The organism is Streptomyces sp. R11, assembly GCF_041051905.1.
Taxonomy (GTDB): domain Bacteria; phylum Actinomycetota; class Actinomycetes; order Streptomycetales; family Streptomycetaceae; genus Streptomyces.
In genome coordinates this window covers 8385695-8399613 of record NZ_CP163432.1, presented here as the reverse complement: position 1 = coordinate 8399613, position 13919 = coordinate 8385695, and the positions used below count along the sequence as shown (strand labels likewise).

Sequence of the window (13919 nt, the reverse complement as noted above, 5' to 3'; positions counted from 1 at the left end):
CCGTCCCCAGGTGCGGACAACCATGGGGTGACGGCGGGGGTTTTCCCCAGTCCCGGATCCGGTCGGCCGCCCGGCCATGCGCGGGTGTCGACGATCACCGGCCCGGCCCCTTGCCGTACGGCGGCCGCTGCGATCAATCTGGGGGTCCTTGCGGACCGTTACGTTCCGCAAGCAGGGTGTGGGAAGCATCTGTGGAAAGGGAACAGCCCAAGGATGCGAGAGGTACGTGAGGAGCCGGCGCTCCGAGAACGGCTCGGGAAGCTGCGCCGGGACCCCGTGGTGGTCCAGACGCTGCGATCGGCGGCCGCGGCGACGATCGCCTACGTCATCGCGCTGCGTCTGAGCCCCGAGGCCGCCCCGCTGACCGCACCCCTGACGGCGCTGCTGGTCGTCCAGGTGACCTTCTACGCCACGCTCACCAACGGCATCCGCCGGGTGAACGCGGTGGTGGCCGGCGTGCTGGTGGCCATTGCCTTCAGCCTCCTGGTCGGCCTGACCTGGTGGAGCCTCGCCCTGCTGATCGTGGCCTCGCTCGCGGTCGGGCACCTTGTGCGGGTCAACGAGTACGTGCCCGAAGTGGCGATCAGCGCGATGCTGGTCCTCGGGGTCACGACCGTCGGGGACACGGCATGGGCGCGGGTCCTGGAGACGCTGATCGGCGCGGTGGTCGGGCTGGGGTTCAATCTGCTCCTCGCGCCGCCGGTGTGGGTGGACGAGGCCGGTGAGTCGATGGGGGGACTGGCCCGTCGTCTGCGGCAGTTGATGCTGCGCATCGGCGAGGAGGCGGCCGGCCGCCCCGCGTTCGAGGAGGCCGCGGCCCGGCTGCACGAGGCTCGCCGACTCGACCACGACATCATCGAGGTGGACGCGGCACTGCGGCAGGCCGAGGACAGCCTGCGGCTCAACCCGCGCGTGCGCGACAGCGTGCTGCACCGCGTGGTGCTGCGCACCGGACTGGACACCCTGGAGATCTGCACGGTCGTGCTGCGGGTGCTGGCCCGCTCCCTCACCGACCTCGCGAAGGATCGCGAGCCCGAGCCGCTGTTCGCGAAGGAGACGGGTGCCGTCCTGGAGCAGTTGCTGTCCGAGATCGCCGACGCGGTGGTCAGCTTCTCGGTGCTGGTCACCACGCATGTCAGCAGCAACGCCGACGCGGCGGAGTCCCGGCTGGCCGCCGAGTTGCGCACGGCGGCGGGCACCCGCGACAAGCTCGCCCTGCTGCTGCGCGAGGAGGCCGAGCGCGAGACGCAGTACTGGCAGCTGCACGGCGCCGTCCTGACCGAGGTCAACCGCATCCTCGACGAACTCGACACCGAGCACCGCTCGCGCCGGCTGCTGGAGGAACTGGACCGAGTGTCGCAGGAGTCCCGCGTCCGGATGCCCCGCCTGACCCGGCTGCGCGAGCGGATGGGCGTTCAGGAACAGCTGTGGCGGAACCGGACGGGGTTCGGCGAACGTTCTCGCTAGAGAGCGCGGGGACGGACGGGGCCCGCACCGGACGCGAGGGAGCGGGGCCCATGGCCGACACGACCGTACGGATCGACGGGAACACGCTGCGGCTGCCGGACGGGGTGGCGGTGCGGTTCATCCGTACGCTGCGGCTGCCCGAGTCGGGCACGCATGCGCTGCCGCCGGGGCTCGGGGAGTTCCCGGTCCGGCGGGTGGCGGACTACCCGGACACCGTTCCGCAGGCGTGGCGGGCGCGCGGCGGCGTGATGCTCCCGGTGTATCTGCGCGAGGCGATGTGGCTGAGCTTCGGCGGCACCGCCGAGCCGGCCGCCCTCCAGGTCGGGGTGGGCAAGGTGTGCGCGGTCTCGGGGAAGCCGTGGAGCGACCGGCTGCGGCGCAAGCCCCAGAACTACGTCGTGCTGCCCCGCCAGCCCTGGCTGGACGGCATCAACTCCGGCAAGGGCACGGTCCGCCAGTTCGTGGCGGTGCCGCTCGGGCTGGGCGCGACCGTCGAGGGCCAGGTGACGGGCGAGGAGGTCTGGGGCGGCGTACAGCTGCAGTCGTTCCCGCTGAAGGAGCCGCAGCTGGCGAGGTGGCGTCAGGAGGAGAAGCTGCGGGCGGAGCGGGCGCGGGCCTTCATGCCGTCCGGGGCCTACGGCGCCGCCATGCCCATGGCGGCGGCACCCGCCCAGGGTGCGGTCCCGGCGCCCGGCTCCGCTCCGGCGCGCGGGAGGCGCCGGGCCGCCGCGGCGATGGGGCTGGGTGTCGGCGGTTCGATGCGCCAGGAGGTCTACGAGGACGACCGCCCGCTCTCGGACTGGGCCGAGACTCCCGCCGGCCGGGTCTTCGTCCATCTGGTCACGCCCCCGGAGTGGCGCCGCATCACCGGCGAGGCTCCCCCGCCGTCGCCGGTGGACCGGGCGGCGTACACGCGCGCGGGGCTGCCCTGGTTCGACTACTACGACCAGGACGCCGAGGATCTCGCCCCCGCGGAGACGCTCGGGGCCGTGAAGCCGGTCGGCGACTGGCTCGGCGACGACCACGAGCCCTGGGAGGCACCTTCGCCGGGCCAGGTCAAGCCGCTCAAGGACGCTCCGGGGAAGCCGGTGCAGGACGGCGACTGGTAGCCGGGGCACGGCAACTCCCGGCCGACAGACGGCAAGCGGGAAACCTCACCCGTTCATTGCACCCTGCGCAACGCGCGTTGCCGTTCTTGCGCTGGGCGGCTGATCCACGCCAAGGTTGCTGCCGCGACCACGACGACCGACGACCTGAGGTGTGGACATGGGCAGTGGTGGGCTGAGCAGGCGACGATTCGTCGGAACCCTCGCGGGATCGGCCGCCGGCGTGATGCTCCCGGCGGCCACAGGATGTGACGACGCGCCCGCCCCCGCGGAGACGGCAGCTCCCGAAGCCACCGGCCCCGGTACGCGGCCGAGCTCCCAGTCCGAGAGCCGCAAGCCGTCCGGCCCCCGCCCTCTCCACCTCGGCACCTACACCTCCGTCGACGGCGGCGGCGAGGGCATCGGCCTGGCCACGTACGACCCGGAATCGGGTCGAATCACCGGCACCGGCACCATCGCAGGAGTCGGCGACCCCTCGTATCTGGCGGTGCACCCGAACGGCCGGACGCTGTACGCGGTCAACGAGCGTGACGACGGTGCCGTGACCGCCGTCCGCCTTTCCGACCGCAAGGTTCTGGGGAGCCGCGGCACCGGCGGCGCGGCGCCCTGCCATCTGTCCGTGCATCCGAGCGGTCGCTGGCTGCTGAGCGCCAACTACGGCACGGGCAGCCTGGCCGTGCACCCGATCGACGCCTCGGGCGCGCTCGGTGAGCGGACCGACCTCGTCACGCACTCCAGCCCGGCGCCCGGTCCGGGCCAGGACGGCCCGCATGCGCACCAGTTCGTGACCAGCCCCGACGGCGGCCATGTGCTCGCCGTCGACCTGGGCGCGGACACGGTGTACACCTACCGCCTCGACCAGAAGTCCGGCACGCTCACCGAGGTCGCTCGGGCACGGACCGAACCGGGTGCGGGCCCGCGGCATCTCACCTTCCACCCGGGCGGGCGGTACGCGTATCTGGCCAACGAGGTCGACAACACCGTGGCGGTCTGCGCGTACGACCCGGGCACCGGCCGGTTGAGCATCGGCGCGGCGCAGTCCACGGGCACGGGTTCGGGCACCAGCTATCCGGCGCAGCTCGTGGTGACGCGGAACGGCCGTTACGCCTATCTCGCCAACCGGGGTCACAACAGCCTCGCGCGTTACGCGGTGGAGGCGGACGGCGCCCGGCTGAGGCTGCTCGACACGGTGCCGGTGTCCGGGGACTTCCCGCGGCAGATCGCCCTCTCGCCGGACGGCACGCTGCTGTTCACGGCGAATCAGCGGTCGAGCACCGTCAGCGTCTTCCATGTCGACGAGGGCAGCGGTGAACTGAAGCTCGCGGGCGAGCCTTTCGCGTCACCCGTCGCCGTCTGTGCGCTGCCGCTGTAGGGCACGCGGGCAGGAGGCGGCGCTGGCCTGGGCGAGGAGGATGTGCATGCGCTCGGTGAGCTGCGCGACGTCGTCGGCGGGACGGTGGAACGGCAGCCGTACGTCACCGTGGGAGCCGGCACGCTCGATGCGCAGCGTCAGTCCGTGCCGGTCGACGGCGAGCGGCTGGACGCGGACGGCGCCGTGCAGACTGTCGGACTCCACGAGGCGGGTGAGCCGCTCGACGGCGTCCGGGTGGCAGTCGGCGAGGTGGGTGAGCAGCCGGGCCTCCGCGGTGGCCAGCGGGTCGGGCGCGGCGTCCGCGAACTCGTCGAGGTCGACGACCACGGGACCGGACGGCTGCCGCAGCACCACGCGAGTGGCCTTGAACGCGAGTTTGCCGTCCTCGGGCGTGAACCAGCCGGACATCCAGAGCCGGGTGCGGATCCGCTTGCGTACGGGCACGGGGGCGACATCGGCGAACTCCAGGACGGCGGAGGGCTCTCCGCGGGGCGCACAGATCGCCGCCGTGACGAGCACGCTGTCCTCCGGCACCTCCAGCAGGACGCGCCCCTCCTCGGTCACGGTGTGCGCGCCCACGAGTTCCTCGCGGCAGCTCTCCGCGGTCACCCCGCAGGACCACGCGCCCGCCAGCACCGACCGGGCTCGTTCCGCCGCGGAAGGTGCCGCCGTCCAGACTTGGCTGTCACCCATCCCAAACCTCCTTAGGTAAGCCTCACCTAACCTATCGAAGATCGAGCCGCGCGCCAACCAGCCACGGCGTTCCTGTGCGATCCCATCGGACGTGCGCGGGAGCACTCAGCGGGCGATGACACCCAGCAGAGCGCGGGCGCACAGGTCGCGCACCTGCTCCCTGGAGAGGTCGGAACCGCGCAGCCACTCCAGACAGACGGCTGTGGTGAACGCAAGCCAGCCGCGCACGGCGAGCCGGACGTCGGGCCGCTTCTCGAAGACCGGGCCGAACTCGGGGTCGGCCGACACCGCCGCCAGGATCTGCTTCTCCTGTGCGGCCAGGGCCTGTTGGTAGACCTTGCGCACGGCCTGGTCGCCGGCCGCGTCGGCACGATGGAAGGCGCGGTAGCCGTGCGCGTGCGCCTCGACGTACTCCAGATACGTGTCGAGGCTCGCGGCGAGCTGCTCGCGGACCGGGACTCCGGGCACGGCGGCCGTCATCCGCAGCATGCGCTCGCTCTCCCGCTCGACGACGGCCGCGAAGAAGTCGCGCTTCGTCGGGAAGTAGTGGTACAGCAGCCCGCGCGAGACACCGGCGATCTCCGCGACCTGCTCGATCCACACCTCGTCGTACGGACGCTCCGAGAACAGCCGCGCCCCGACCGCGAGGAGCTGCTCACGGCGCTCCTCCGTGCTGAGCCGGCGGCGGGTGCGCTCGCCCTGGTTCGCGGCCATGCCCGCACTTTACTTGACGTGGGTTCAACAGCGGGATCAGACTGAGACGCGTTATTGAACCCACGTACAACAAGCTCAACGTGCCGCTGGATCAGGGGAGATCGAGGGAGATCGCGTCATGGCGGAGACAACGACCGGGTCCGGACTTCCGAGGGGTTTCCGCAGCGCCGAGCACGGCTGGCCGGAGCTGTCCCGCATCCCGCATCCCCCGCACCGGCTCCCGCTGCTCGGCGATGCGCTCGGCGCCAGTCGGCGTACGCCGCTGCAGGATTCCCTGCGGTTCGCCCGGCAGTTGGGGCCGATCTTCCGGCGCAAGGCCTTCAACAAGGAGTTCGTGTTCGTGTGGGGCGCCGAACTCGCGGCCGACATGGCGGACGAGTCCCGGTTCGCGAAGCATGTCGGGCTCGGCATAGCCAACCTGCGGCCGGTCGTCGGGGACGGCCTGTTCACGGCGTACAACCACGAGCCGAACTGGCAGCTGGCGCACGACGTGCTCGCGCCGGGCTTCAGCCGGGAGGCCATGGCGGGCTACCACCCGATGATGCTGGCCGTCGCCGACCGGCTCATGGACCACTGGGACCGCGCAGCCGATACGGGCCGGGCGGTGGACGTGCCCGGCGACATGACCAAGCTGACCCTGGAGACCATCGCCCGCACCGGGTTCGGGCACGACTTCGGCTCCTTCGAACGCGCCCGTCCGCATCCCTTCGTGACGGCGATGGTCGGCACGCTCAGCTACGCGCAGCGGCTCAACACCGTGCCGTCGCCGTTCCTGCTACGGCGTGCCGCACGGCGCAACCAGGCCGACATCGACCACCTCAACCGCACGGTCGACGACCTGGTCCGCGCCCGTACGGCGGGGGGCGGCGGGGACGGGGATCTGCTGGACCGGATGCTGGAGACAACCCATCCGGAGACGGGCGAGCGGCTCTCCGCGCAGAACGTCCGCCGGCAGGTGATCACCTTCCTGGTGGCCGGCCACGAGACCACCTCGGGCGCCCTGTCCTTCGCCCTGCACTATCTGTCCCGGCACCCGGACGTCGCGGCCCGCGCCCGCGCCGAGGTGGACCGCGTGTGGGGCGACACGGCGGCGCCGGGCTACGACCAGGTGGCGCGGCTGCGGTATGTGCGCCGGATTCTCGACGAGTCGCTGCGGCTGTGGCCGACGGCGCCCGCCTTCGCCCGGGAGGCGCGCGAGGACACCGTGCTCGGCGGCGCCCATCCGATGCGGCGGGGCGCCTGGGCGCTGGTGCTGACGGCGATGCTGCACCGCGATCCGCAGGTGTGGGGCCCGGACGCCGAGCGGTTCGATCCGGACCGCTTCGATCCGCAGGCGGTACGGACGCGTGCGTCGCACACCTTCAAGCCGTTCGGGACGGGGGCGCGGGCGTGCATCGGGCGCCAGTTCGCGCTGCACGAGGCCACGCTCGTGCTGGGTCTGCTGCTACGCCGGTACGAGCTGCCGGCCGACCCGGGGTATCGGCTGAGGGTGACGGAGCGGCTCACGCTGATGCCGGAGGGGTTGCGGCTGCGCGTGGAGCGACGGATGCCCGGGACCGCGCGCACCGAGCCCGTCCCGTCCGGGACCGTCGAGAGCGCGACGTCAGACGTCCGCTGTCCAGTGCACAGGTCGGCCGACTGACGCGGGCAGCCGTGTGCCGGCGCTGCCCCGGGCGGCGTTGAGCTGGGGCTGGGTCAGGAAGAAGGCGTCCGTCAGATCGGCGTCCGTGAGGTCGGTGTCGCGCAGGTCGGCACCGATGAGGTCCGCGCCGCGCAGATCGGCGCCGGTCAGGTCGGCGGCGATGAGGTAGGCACCGCGCAGGTTCGCGCCCCGCAGGTCGGCGCCCTTGAGCCGGGCGCCCATCAGGTCCGCGCCCCGGCGGTTCTTCTTGCGGCCGCCGCCGATGCCGGCCCTGGCCAGCTCACTGGCCTTGAGCAGCAGCACGTTGACCTCCTGGCGGTGCGCCGCCACGTCCAGCGCCGCAAGGTCCTGCGGCGTCTGCCGGGTGAGCTCCTCGGTGCTGTCCAGGATCCGGCGCAGGTCGGCGTGGAGAGGGCGAGCGGCGGGCAGGGTGAGTGCCTCGGTGAGGTACCAGAGCAGTTCGTGGAGCTGGCGGACGACCGGGAAGACGGCGAACATCTGGCGGGCGTCCTCCCGGGAGCCCGTCCGCCAGTCCTGTCCTCCGAAGGTGACCTGCGAGACCTTCTGTCCGGCACCGAAGCAGTCGTAGACGGTGCAGCCGGTGAATCCGGTCTGCCGGAGCCGGTCGTGGATGCCGCACCGGTGGTCGTCACGCAGGTTGTGGCAGGGCTTCCCAGCCGCCTTGTCGACCGCGAAGTCGGCGGACGCGGCGAAGGGAAGGGCCACACAGCACAGCCCGAAGCAGCTGTTGCAGTCACCGTGCAGGTCGGCCCGGTCGAACATCTGATCTTGCATACCGTTCAGCATACGGAACGAAAGCTCACCAATGAGCTGCTGCGTGACTCAGCCGCCGAGGCCCGCCGGATCGAGGCCCCCGAGCCTCTCGGGGTCCGCCAGGATGTACATGTGCGTGATGCGGCCGTCGGCGATGGTGACGCCCATGACCGACTGTGGCCGCCCTTCGGGCGCGTGGACGACCCCGATCTCCCCGTTGACCAGCACGAGCTGCGCGTATCGCGCGAACTGGGCGAACAGCATCGCCTGTTCGGCCACCGGCTTCGCACCACGCACCACCTTCGACGCCGCCGCACCACGGACCAGCGGCCCGGAGTCCGCGCGCAGCACCACGTCCGGGTCGAGGACCGCGAGCAGCGCCTCGAAGTCCCCCGCGCGGGAGGCCGCCATGAACGCGTCGAGGACCTGCCGCTGTCTGCCGAGGTCGGGCTCGGACGACGGTGTCGCGCCCCGCACCCGGCGCCGGGCGCGACTGGCCAGCTGCCGGGTGGCGGCCGAGGTGCGTTCCACGATCGGCGCGATGTCGTCGAAGGGCACCGCGAACATGTCGTGCAGCACGAACGCGATCCGCTCGGCGGGCTCCAGCGCCTCCAGCACCACCAGCAGGGCCAGGCCCACGGAGTCGGCCTGGAGAACCTCCTGCTCCGGGTCGATCGTCGACAGCGGTCTGATCACGGGATCGGGGACGAAGGTGTCGTCCAGGGGCTCCTCGTGGCGCCGCGTGCGCGAGCGCAGCATGTCCAGGCAGACCCGGCCGACCACGGTGGTCAGCCAGCCGCCGAGGTTCTCGATGGCGCCCGCGTCGCTGCGGCTCAGCTTCAGCCAGGCCTCCTGGACGGCGTCCTCCGCCTCGGCCAGTGAGCCGAGCATGCGGTAGGCGACCGCCTTGAGACGGCCGCGGTGCTCCTCGAAGCGGTCCGCCAGCGCTTCCGTGCCGTTCACCGTGCTGCCCCCGTCTCCCCCTCAATCCGTCGAAGCTACCGACCGAACAGTTCGAACGCAACGGCCGGCTTCCCGCCGAACCGCTCCCCCGTCGCCTCGGCGTTCGCGGTGAGAAAGCCGCGGGCGTACGTCTCCGGGTCCTCGCTCGTCAGCACCTCGATGTAGGTGCGGTGTTCGAGCAGCGAGCGCACCGCCCGCTCCAGGCCCGCCGTCGCGTCCACCGCGTGCGTGGGTGTGCTGGAACCGGCGACGGCGACCCAGCGGACGCCGTTCCAGGGCTCCAGGCCCTGCTCGATGAGCTCCGGGAAGATCCACCGGTTGCCCGCGTCGCCGGCCGCGTCCAGCGTCGCGCGGCCGACCGCCACATGGTCCGGGGTGTTCCAGGCGACGCCGCCCCAGGTGTCCCGGTGGTTGAGCGTGATCACCAGCTCCGGCCGGTACCGGCGGATCGCGGCGGCGATGTCGCGGCGCAGGTCGATGCCGTACTCGATCACGCCGTCCCTGTGGTCGAGGAACTCCACCGCCGACACGCCCACGACGGCCGCGCTGGCCCGCTGCTCGCGCTCCCGCAGCAGCGCGCACTTCGCGGGTTCCAGCGTGTCGATGCCGGCCTCGCCGCGGGTCGCGAGGACGTAGGAGACCTCGCGGCCGGCGTCGGTCCAGGCGGCGATCGCCGCCGAGCAGCCGTACTCGAGGTCGTCCGGGTGCGCGACGACGGCGAGCGCGCGCTGCCAGTCGTCCGGCATGGGCTTCAGCTGAGTGATCGTCGGCTCGGTCATGTCCGCACAGTAACGCGTGACGCCGACATCACGCCTCGTCACGGGTGAGCGCGAGCAGCCGGTCCAGGACGCGGGGGCCGCCGGCCCGTACACCGTCGTGCTCGAACTCGTCCGTCACCCAGGTCCGCAGGCCACGGATCGTGCGGGCGGTGGCGAGGGAGTGCGCGGTGTCCACGTACATGTCGTCGTGGTAGACGGCGGCCGCGACCGGCACCTCGTTGGCGGCGAGGCGCGCCGGGTCGTACAGGGGCTTCCAGTCGGTGCGGGCGGCGAGGAGTTCGGCGGTCTCGCGCAGCGGGCGCAGCGCCGGATCGCAGTCGAACATCCAGGGGTGGATCGTCTCGCCGGTGAACAGCAGCGGCCCGTCGCCCGCGAGGGTCTTGGCCGCGTCGAACTGCGGGAACTCCGCGCGGACGCGCTCGGCGGACCAGTTGGTGGGGCGCGTGTCCTGGCCGTAGATCGCCTCGTGGACGAGTGCGTACAGCGGGTGGCTCGCGTACGACAGCAGGCCCTGGACCTCCTCCTGGAAGGCGTCCGAGAGGGCGGATCCCTGCGGGGTGCGGACGAAGGCGTCCTCCAGCAGGTAGTGCAGGCGGTGGCTGCCCTCGCTGCCGCCGAGGAGGATGCCGAGCGACTGGAAGGCCTCGGCGGTGAGGCGGTAGCCGTTCGGCAGGACCACGTCGTTCGCGAGGAGGTGGTCGGCGATTCGGCGGGCGCGCTCGACGTCCTGCGGGTAGCGGGCGTAGTGCGCGGCGACCTTGCGCTCGATGCGCGGGTAGGCAGCGCGGTAGACGTCGTCGGCGTGCGCGTCGAGGGAGGGCAGGCCGCCGGTGACGACCGCGGCGGTCAGGCCCTCGGGGGCGGTGGAGAGGTAGTTGACCGTGCAGAAGCCGCCGAAGCTCTGGCCGAGGACGGTCCAGGGGGCGCCGCCGGTCACCTCGCGGCGGATCGCCTCGCAGTCACGCACGATCGAGTCGGCGCGGAAGTGCGTGAGGTAGTCGGCCTGTTCGGCGGCGGTGCCGCGCAGCGGGAGCGTCTGGCGGTTGGCGGGCGCGGAGTGGCCGGTGCCGCGCTGGTCCAGCAGCAGGACGCGGTACTCCTTGAGCGCGCGGCCGAGCCAGGCGCCCTTGCCGACGAATCGGTTCGCCCCGAAGCCGGGGCCGCCCTGGAGGTAGACCAGCCACGGCTGGTCCTGGTGCGCCTTGTCGCTGGCGACGACCTCACGGGCGTAGAGCTCGATCGTCTCGCCCGTCGGGGCGTCGTGGTCGAGGGGCACGGTGAAGTGGCGGTCGGTGAGGACGACGCCGGGCTGGCGGTAACTGACGGTCAACAGGGCTCCCGGGACGGAGGGTTTTCGGGCCGCGTCCCAGTTCAACACATGTTCGTCCGCCGACCGACCCCTGGGATCATGAAATCGTACTGACCGACCGATCAGCGGCCCCGGGTCCGGGCCGCCTCGGGATCAGCGGGCCGACAGGCTGGAGCGCCGCACCACCAGCTCGGGCTGGAGTACGACACGCCGGTGCTCGTGCCGCTTCGTCCCGGTCTCCTCCTCCGTCTCCTCCAGCAGCATCTCCGCGGCGAGGGTGCCCATGGTGACCGCGGGCTGCCGTACGGAGGTGAGGGGGACGGCCGCGGCGGCAGCGAACTCGATGTCGTCGTAGCCGACGATCGCGAGGTCGTCGGGGACGCCGACGCCCGCGGCGTACATGGCCTGCAGGACGCCCAGGGCGAGCAGGTCGTTGGCGCAGAAGACGGCGGTCGGGCGGTCGGCGAGGCCGAGCAGGCGGGCGCCCGCGTCCCGGCCGGCGGCGACGTCGAGCCGCTCGGTGGGCAGCTCGCGCAGGGAGTCGGGGCCGAGGCCGGCCTCCCCGAGGGCGTGCAGTGCGCCGGTGCGGCGGTCGCGGACCTGGTTGAGGCCGGGCGGGCCACTGACGTAGGCGATGGAGCGGTGTCCGGCGTCGACGAGGTGGCGTACGGCCAGCGCACCGCCCGCGACGTCGTCGACGGAGACCGAGCACTCGGTGGTGCCCTCGGCGACCCGGTCGACCAGGACGAAGGGGATGTTGTGGCGGCGGAACGTTTCGATGTTGCGTCCGGTGGCGTCGGCCGGGGTCAGCAGCACGCCGCGCACGCGCTGTTCGGCGAAGAGGGACAGGTAGTCGGCCTCCTCGCTCGCGCTCTGCGCGCTGTTGCAGACCATCACGCCGAGCCCGGCGTCACGCGCGGTCCGCTCGGCGCCGCGCGCCACGTCGACGAAGAACGGGTTGCCCATGTCGAGGACGAGCAGCCCCATGATCCGGCTGCGTCCCGCCCGCAGCTGGCGCGCGGACTCGCTGCGGACATAGCCCAGCCGGTCTATCGCGGACTGCACCCGCGCCCGGGTCTCCGTCGCGACCGCGTCCGGACGGTTGATGACGTTGGACACCGTGCCGACGGATACTCCGGCGGCGCGTGCGACGTCCTTGATACCCACCGACTGGGCCATCGGGCAGGGACCTCCAGAAGACTCGTAGGACGTGGGGCGGCGGGAAGGCCTTCACATTACCGTCATGCCGCCCACATCGGCTGCGATCAGGCAGGCAGGCGGAAGTTGAGGTTACGCAGCGCCGAGGGCGTCGTACCGCTGGACTTCTCCTGGTACATGATCGACAGATAGTGGTCCTGGCCCACGCGCGTCTCGTCGATCACGACCTCGCCGAAGGCGTTCAGGCCGGCGGTGACACCGTCGTACAGCACCGTCCAGTCCGTGTGGCCGGAGGCCTTGGAGGCGCCTGCGATCCGACAGAACGGGAAGACCGCGTACGCGTTGTCGTACTTGTCCAGGATCAGCTTGGTGCGTTGGCTGGAGTTCAGCGGGACGGGGATCTCGGTCTTCTGCCAGATGCCCGAGGCGTTCTTGCGGACGTGGAAGGCGCGGCCGTTCGCGGTGCGGTCGGCGACGTAGTTGGTGGTGCACTGCCCGAAGCGGCCGGGGACGTAGCTGATGATCGCGTGCGGCAGGCCCGCGGAGTCGGTGAACTGGCTCTCCTGGTTCATCAGGGAGTGGTCTGGGTTGAGTGCGTCGATCACCAGTCCGCCGTCGGTGACGGCGACCTTGTCGGAGCCGCCGGTGGTGCCGACGACGGTGCCGGCGTTGTTGCGCCAGGTGCGGCCGCGGTCGTCCGAGTAGACGTAGCCGGTGTCGTGGTTGGTGATGCCGCCACCGTTGCACATCACGGCGCCGTTCTGCTCGCGCCAGGTGAAGAAGGAGTGCAGGCGCCCGCCCCGGTCGTAGTCGATGCCGTGCAGGTACATGTTGCGGGCGGTCGAGGTGCCGTGCTCGCTGGTGTACGTGCCGGTGGAGCTGGACCACTCGCCGAGGTCGGTCCAGGTCGAACCGTCGTACTCGGCGAGGGCGTTGCGGCCGTTGCCGGAGACGGCGACCCGGTAGCTGAGCTGGAGTCTGCCGTCGGGGGTGGAGATGAACTGCGGGTACGTGAACTGCGAGGTGAGCGCGAGGCCGTCCATGGTCGACTGCGGTGCGCCGAAGCGGCTCGCGGTCCAGCTCAGGCCCGCCGGGTTGTCCATCAGTCCGGCGACGGACTTGACGTAGGTGAAGCCGTCGCTGTGCGAGTCCATGTTGAGGTGAAGGCGGCCGTCGACCTTCGATATCCCCATCGAGATGACGTTGTGGGAGTCGTTGTAGCGCAGGGTGTGGCCCGCCTTGACCGTGGCCCAGGTGGTGGCGCCGAGCGCGCGGCGGCCGACGACGGCGCCTCGGTCGGCGGTGTACCAGGCGGCGTACTGGTAGCCCTTGTAGGTCAGCAGGCCGTTCTTCTGGAAGGCGTTGTTGTTGACCAGGCCGTCGTACGACACGAAGAAGATGGCCTGCGTGTCGAGCGTGGTCGTGCCGGTCAGGGTGAGGGACGGACCGGGGTCGGCGGCGCGGGCGGTGCCGGACGCGAGGGCGGGGGTCATCACGGCTCCGGCGAGGGCGGCGCCCAGCAGGGTGCGTCTCTTCATCTCGGGGACTCCGTTGTCGGCGAGGAGTGGGGAGAGGTGGGTCAGGCGAGGTGGAACACTTCCGTGAGCGGCTTCATGGCCTCGTCGGGCCGGGCGCCGTCCAGTGCCTCGAAGAACGGCGCCATCTCCGCCTGCCAGCGGGCATTGACGTCGGTGGCTTCCATGCCGGCCACTGCGGCGGCGAAGTCCTCGGTCTCCAGGTAGCCGACGAGCAGGCCGTCGTCACGCAGGAAGAGCGAGTAGTTGTGCCAGCCGGTGGCCGAGAGAGCTTCGAGCATCTCGGGCCACACGGCGGCGTGCCGCTCGCGGTACTCGGCCAGGCGCTCCTGACGGACCTTCAGCAGGAAGCACACGCGCTGCATCAACGACCCTCCGGGGCCAGAAGTCGAGGACGGACTCAGAAG

At 71.7% G+C, this 13919-nt stretch carries 13 protein-coding genes; 4 read left to right on the top strand and 9 right to left on the bottom strand.

The window, feature by feature from the left end; all coding sequences use genetic code 11:
- Window positions 1-213: 213 nt before the first annotated feature.
- The 3 genes from AB5J55_RS38850 (at window position 214) to AB5J55_RS38840 (ending at window position 3945) form a co-directional block, all read left to right on the top strand.
- Complete coding sequence (locus AB5J55_RS38850) at window positions 214-1467, top strand: FUSC family protein (RefSeq protein WP_369275130.1); 1254 nt, start codon at window positions 214-216, stop codon at window positions 1465-1467.
- 50 nt (window positions 1468-1517) lie between these two features.
- Window positions 1518-2576, top strand: a complete 1059-nt coding sequence (locus AB5J55_RS38845) for a hypothetical protein (protein WP_369275129.1) — start codon at window positions 1518-1520, stop codon at window positions 2574-2576.
- A gap of 157 nt (window positions 2577-2733) precedes the next feature.
- Window positions 2734-3945 (top strand): lactonase family protein, encoded by a 1212-nt coding sequence (locus tag AB5J55_RS38840; RefSeq protein ID WP_369275128.1) that lies wholly within the window; start codon window positions 2734-2736, stop codon window positions 3943-3945.
- Here AB5J55_RS38840 and AB5J55_RS38835 read toward each other — a convergent pair.
- On the bottom strand, window positions 3913-4638 hold the full coding sequence (locus AB5J55_RS38835) for a DUF2470 domain-containing protein (protein ID WP_369275127.1): 726 nt from the start codon (window positions 4636-4638) through the stop codon (window positions 3913-3915). The two genes, AB5J55_RS38840 and AB5J55_RS38835, sit on opposite strands and share 33 nt — an antisense overlap.
- A 105-nt stretch (window positions 4639-4743) precedes the next feature.
- On the bottom strand, window positions 4744-5352 hold the full coding sequence (locus AB5J55_RS38830) for a TetR/AcrR family transcriptional regulator (protein WP_369275126.1): 609 nt from the start codon (window positions 5350-5352) through the stop codon (window positions 4744-4746).
- 118 nt (window positions 5353-5470) lie between these two features.
- Between AB5J55_RS38830 and AB5J55_RS38825 the strand changes: the two genes are divergently transcribed.
- Window positions 5471-6994, top strand: coding sequence for a cytochrome P450 (locus tag AB5J55_RS38825; RefSeq protein WP_369275125.1), 1524 nt, complete (start codon window positions 5471-5473; stop codon window positions 6992-6994).
- On the opposite strand, the gene AB5J55_RS38820 is transcribed toward AB5J55_RS38825, so the two are convergent.
- The 7 genes from AB5J55_RS38820 to AB5J55_RS38790 form a co-directional block, all read right to left on the bottom strand.
- The gene (locus AB5J55_RS38820; protein ID WP_369275124.1) at window positions 6956-7789 is read right to left on the bottom strand and encodes a pentapeptide repeat-containing protein; all 834 of its coding nucleotides are present in this window, start codon (window positions 7787-7789) and stop codon (window positions 6956-6958) included. The two genes, AB5J55_RS38825 and AB5J55_RS38820, sit on opposite strands and share 39 nt — an antisense overlap.
- A gap of 48 nt (window positions 7790-7837) precedes the next feature.
- Window positions 7838-8731: an RNA polymerase sigma factor SigJ gene (sigJ, locus tag AB5J55_RS38815; protein ID WP_369275123.1), complete on the bottom strand. Its 894-nt coding sequence runs from the start codon at window positions 8729-8731 to the stop codon at window positions 7838-7840.
- A 35-nt stretch (window positions 8732-8766) separates the two neighbouring features.
- Window positions 8767-9510: a PIG-L deacetylase family protein gene (locus tag AB5J55_RS38810; RefSeq protein ID WP_369275122.1), complete on the bottom strand. Its 744-nt coding sequence runs from the start codon at window positions 9508-9510 to the stop codon at window positions 8767-8769.
- A gap of 28 nt (window positions 9511-9538) precedes the next feature.
- Window positions 9539-10840: an alpha/beta fold hydrolase gene (locus AB5J55_RS38805; RefSeq protein ID WP_369275121.1), complete on the bottom strand. Its 1302-nt coding sequence runs from the start codon at window positions 10838-10840 to the stop codon at window positions 9539-9541.
- 132 nt (window positions 10841-10972) lie between these two features.
- Entirely contained in the window at window positions 10973-11998 is a 1026-nt protein-coding gene (locus AB5J55_RS38800; protein WP_369275120.1) for a LacI family DNA-binding transcriptional regulator, read from the bottom strand.
- Between the two features lie 86 nt (window positions 11999-12084).
- A complete protein-coding gene (locus AB5J55_RS38795; protein ID WP_369275119.1) occupies window positions 12085-13515 on the bottom strand; it encodes a BNR repeat-containing protein in 1431 nt (476 codons plus the stop codon).
- A 41-nt stretch (window positions 13516-13556) separates the two neighbouring features.
- Window positions 13557-13877, bottom strand: coding sequence for an L-rhamnose mutarotase (locus AB5J55_RS38790; protein WP_369275118.1), 321 nt, complete (start codon window positions 13875-13877; stop codon window positions 13557-13559).
- Between the last annotated feature and the right edge of the window lie 42 nt (window positions 13878-13919).

Excerpts from the sequence above, each read along its gene's own strand:
- AB5J55_RS38825 (WP_369275125.1), top strand. The coding sequence starts at position 5,471 with ATGGCGGAGACAACGACCGGGTCCGGACTTCCGAGGGGTTTCCGCAGC.
- AB5J55_RS38800 (WP_369275120.1), bottom strand. The coding sequence starts at position 11,998 with ATGGCCCAGTCGGTGGGTATCAAGGACGTCGCACGCGCCGCCGGAGTA.
- AB5J55_RS38840 (WP_369275128.1), top strand. The coding sequence starts at position 2,734 with ATGGGCAGTGGTGGGCTGAGCAGGCGACGATTCGTCGGAACCCTCGCG.
- AB5J55_RS38830 (WP_369275126.1), bottom strand. The coding sequence starts at position 5,352 with ATGGCCGCGAACCAGGGCGAGCGCACCCGCCGCCGGCTCAGCACGGAG.
- AB5J55_RS38850 (WP_369275130.1), top strand. The coding sequence starts at position 214 with ATGCGAGAGGTACGTGAGGAGCCGGCGCTCCGAGAACGGCTCGGGAAG.
- AB5J55_RS38795 (WP_369275119.1), bottom strand. The coding sequence starts at position 13,515 with ATGAAGAGACGCACCCTGCTGGGCGCCGCCCTCGCCGGAGCCGTGATG.
- AB5J55_RS38845 (WP_369275129.1), top strand. The coding sequence starts at position 1,518 with ATGGCCGACACGACCGTACGGATCGACGGGAACACGCTGCGGCTGCCG.
- AB5J55_RS38835 (WP_369275127.1), bottom strand. The coding sequence starts at position 4,638 with ATGGGTGACAGCCAAGTCTGGACGGCGGCACCTTCCGCGGCGGAACGA.
- AB5J55_RS38790 (WP_369275118.1), bottom strand. The coding sequence starts at position 13,877 with ATGCAGCGCGTGTGCTTCCTGCTGAAGGTCCGTCAGGAGCGCCTGGCC.
- AB5J55_RS38810 (WP_369275122.1), bottom strand. The coding sequence starts at position 9,510 with ATGACCGAGCCGACGATCACTCAGCTGAAGCCCATGCCGGACGACTGG.
- AB5J55_RS38820 (WP_369275124.1), bottom strand. The coding sequence starts at position 7,789 with ATGCAAGATCAGATGTTCGACCGGGCCGACCTGCACGGTGACTGCAAC.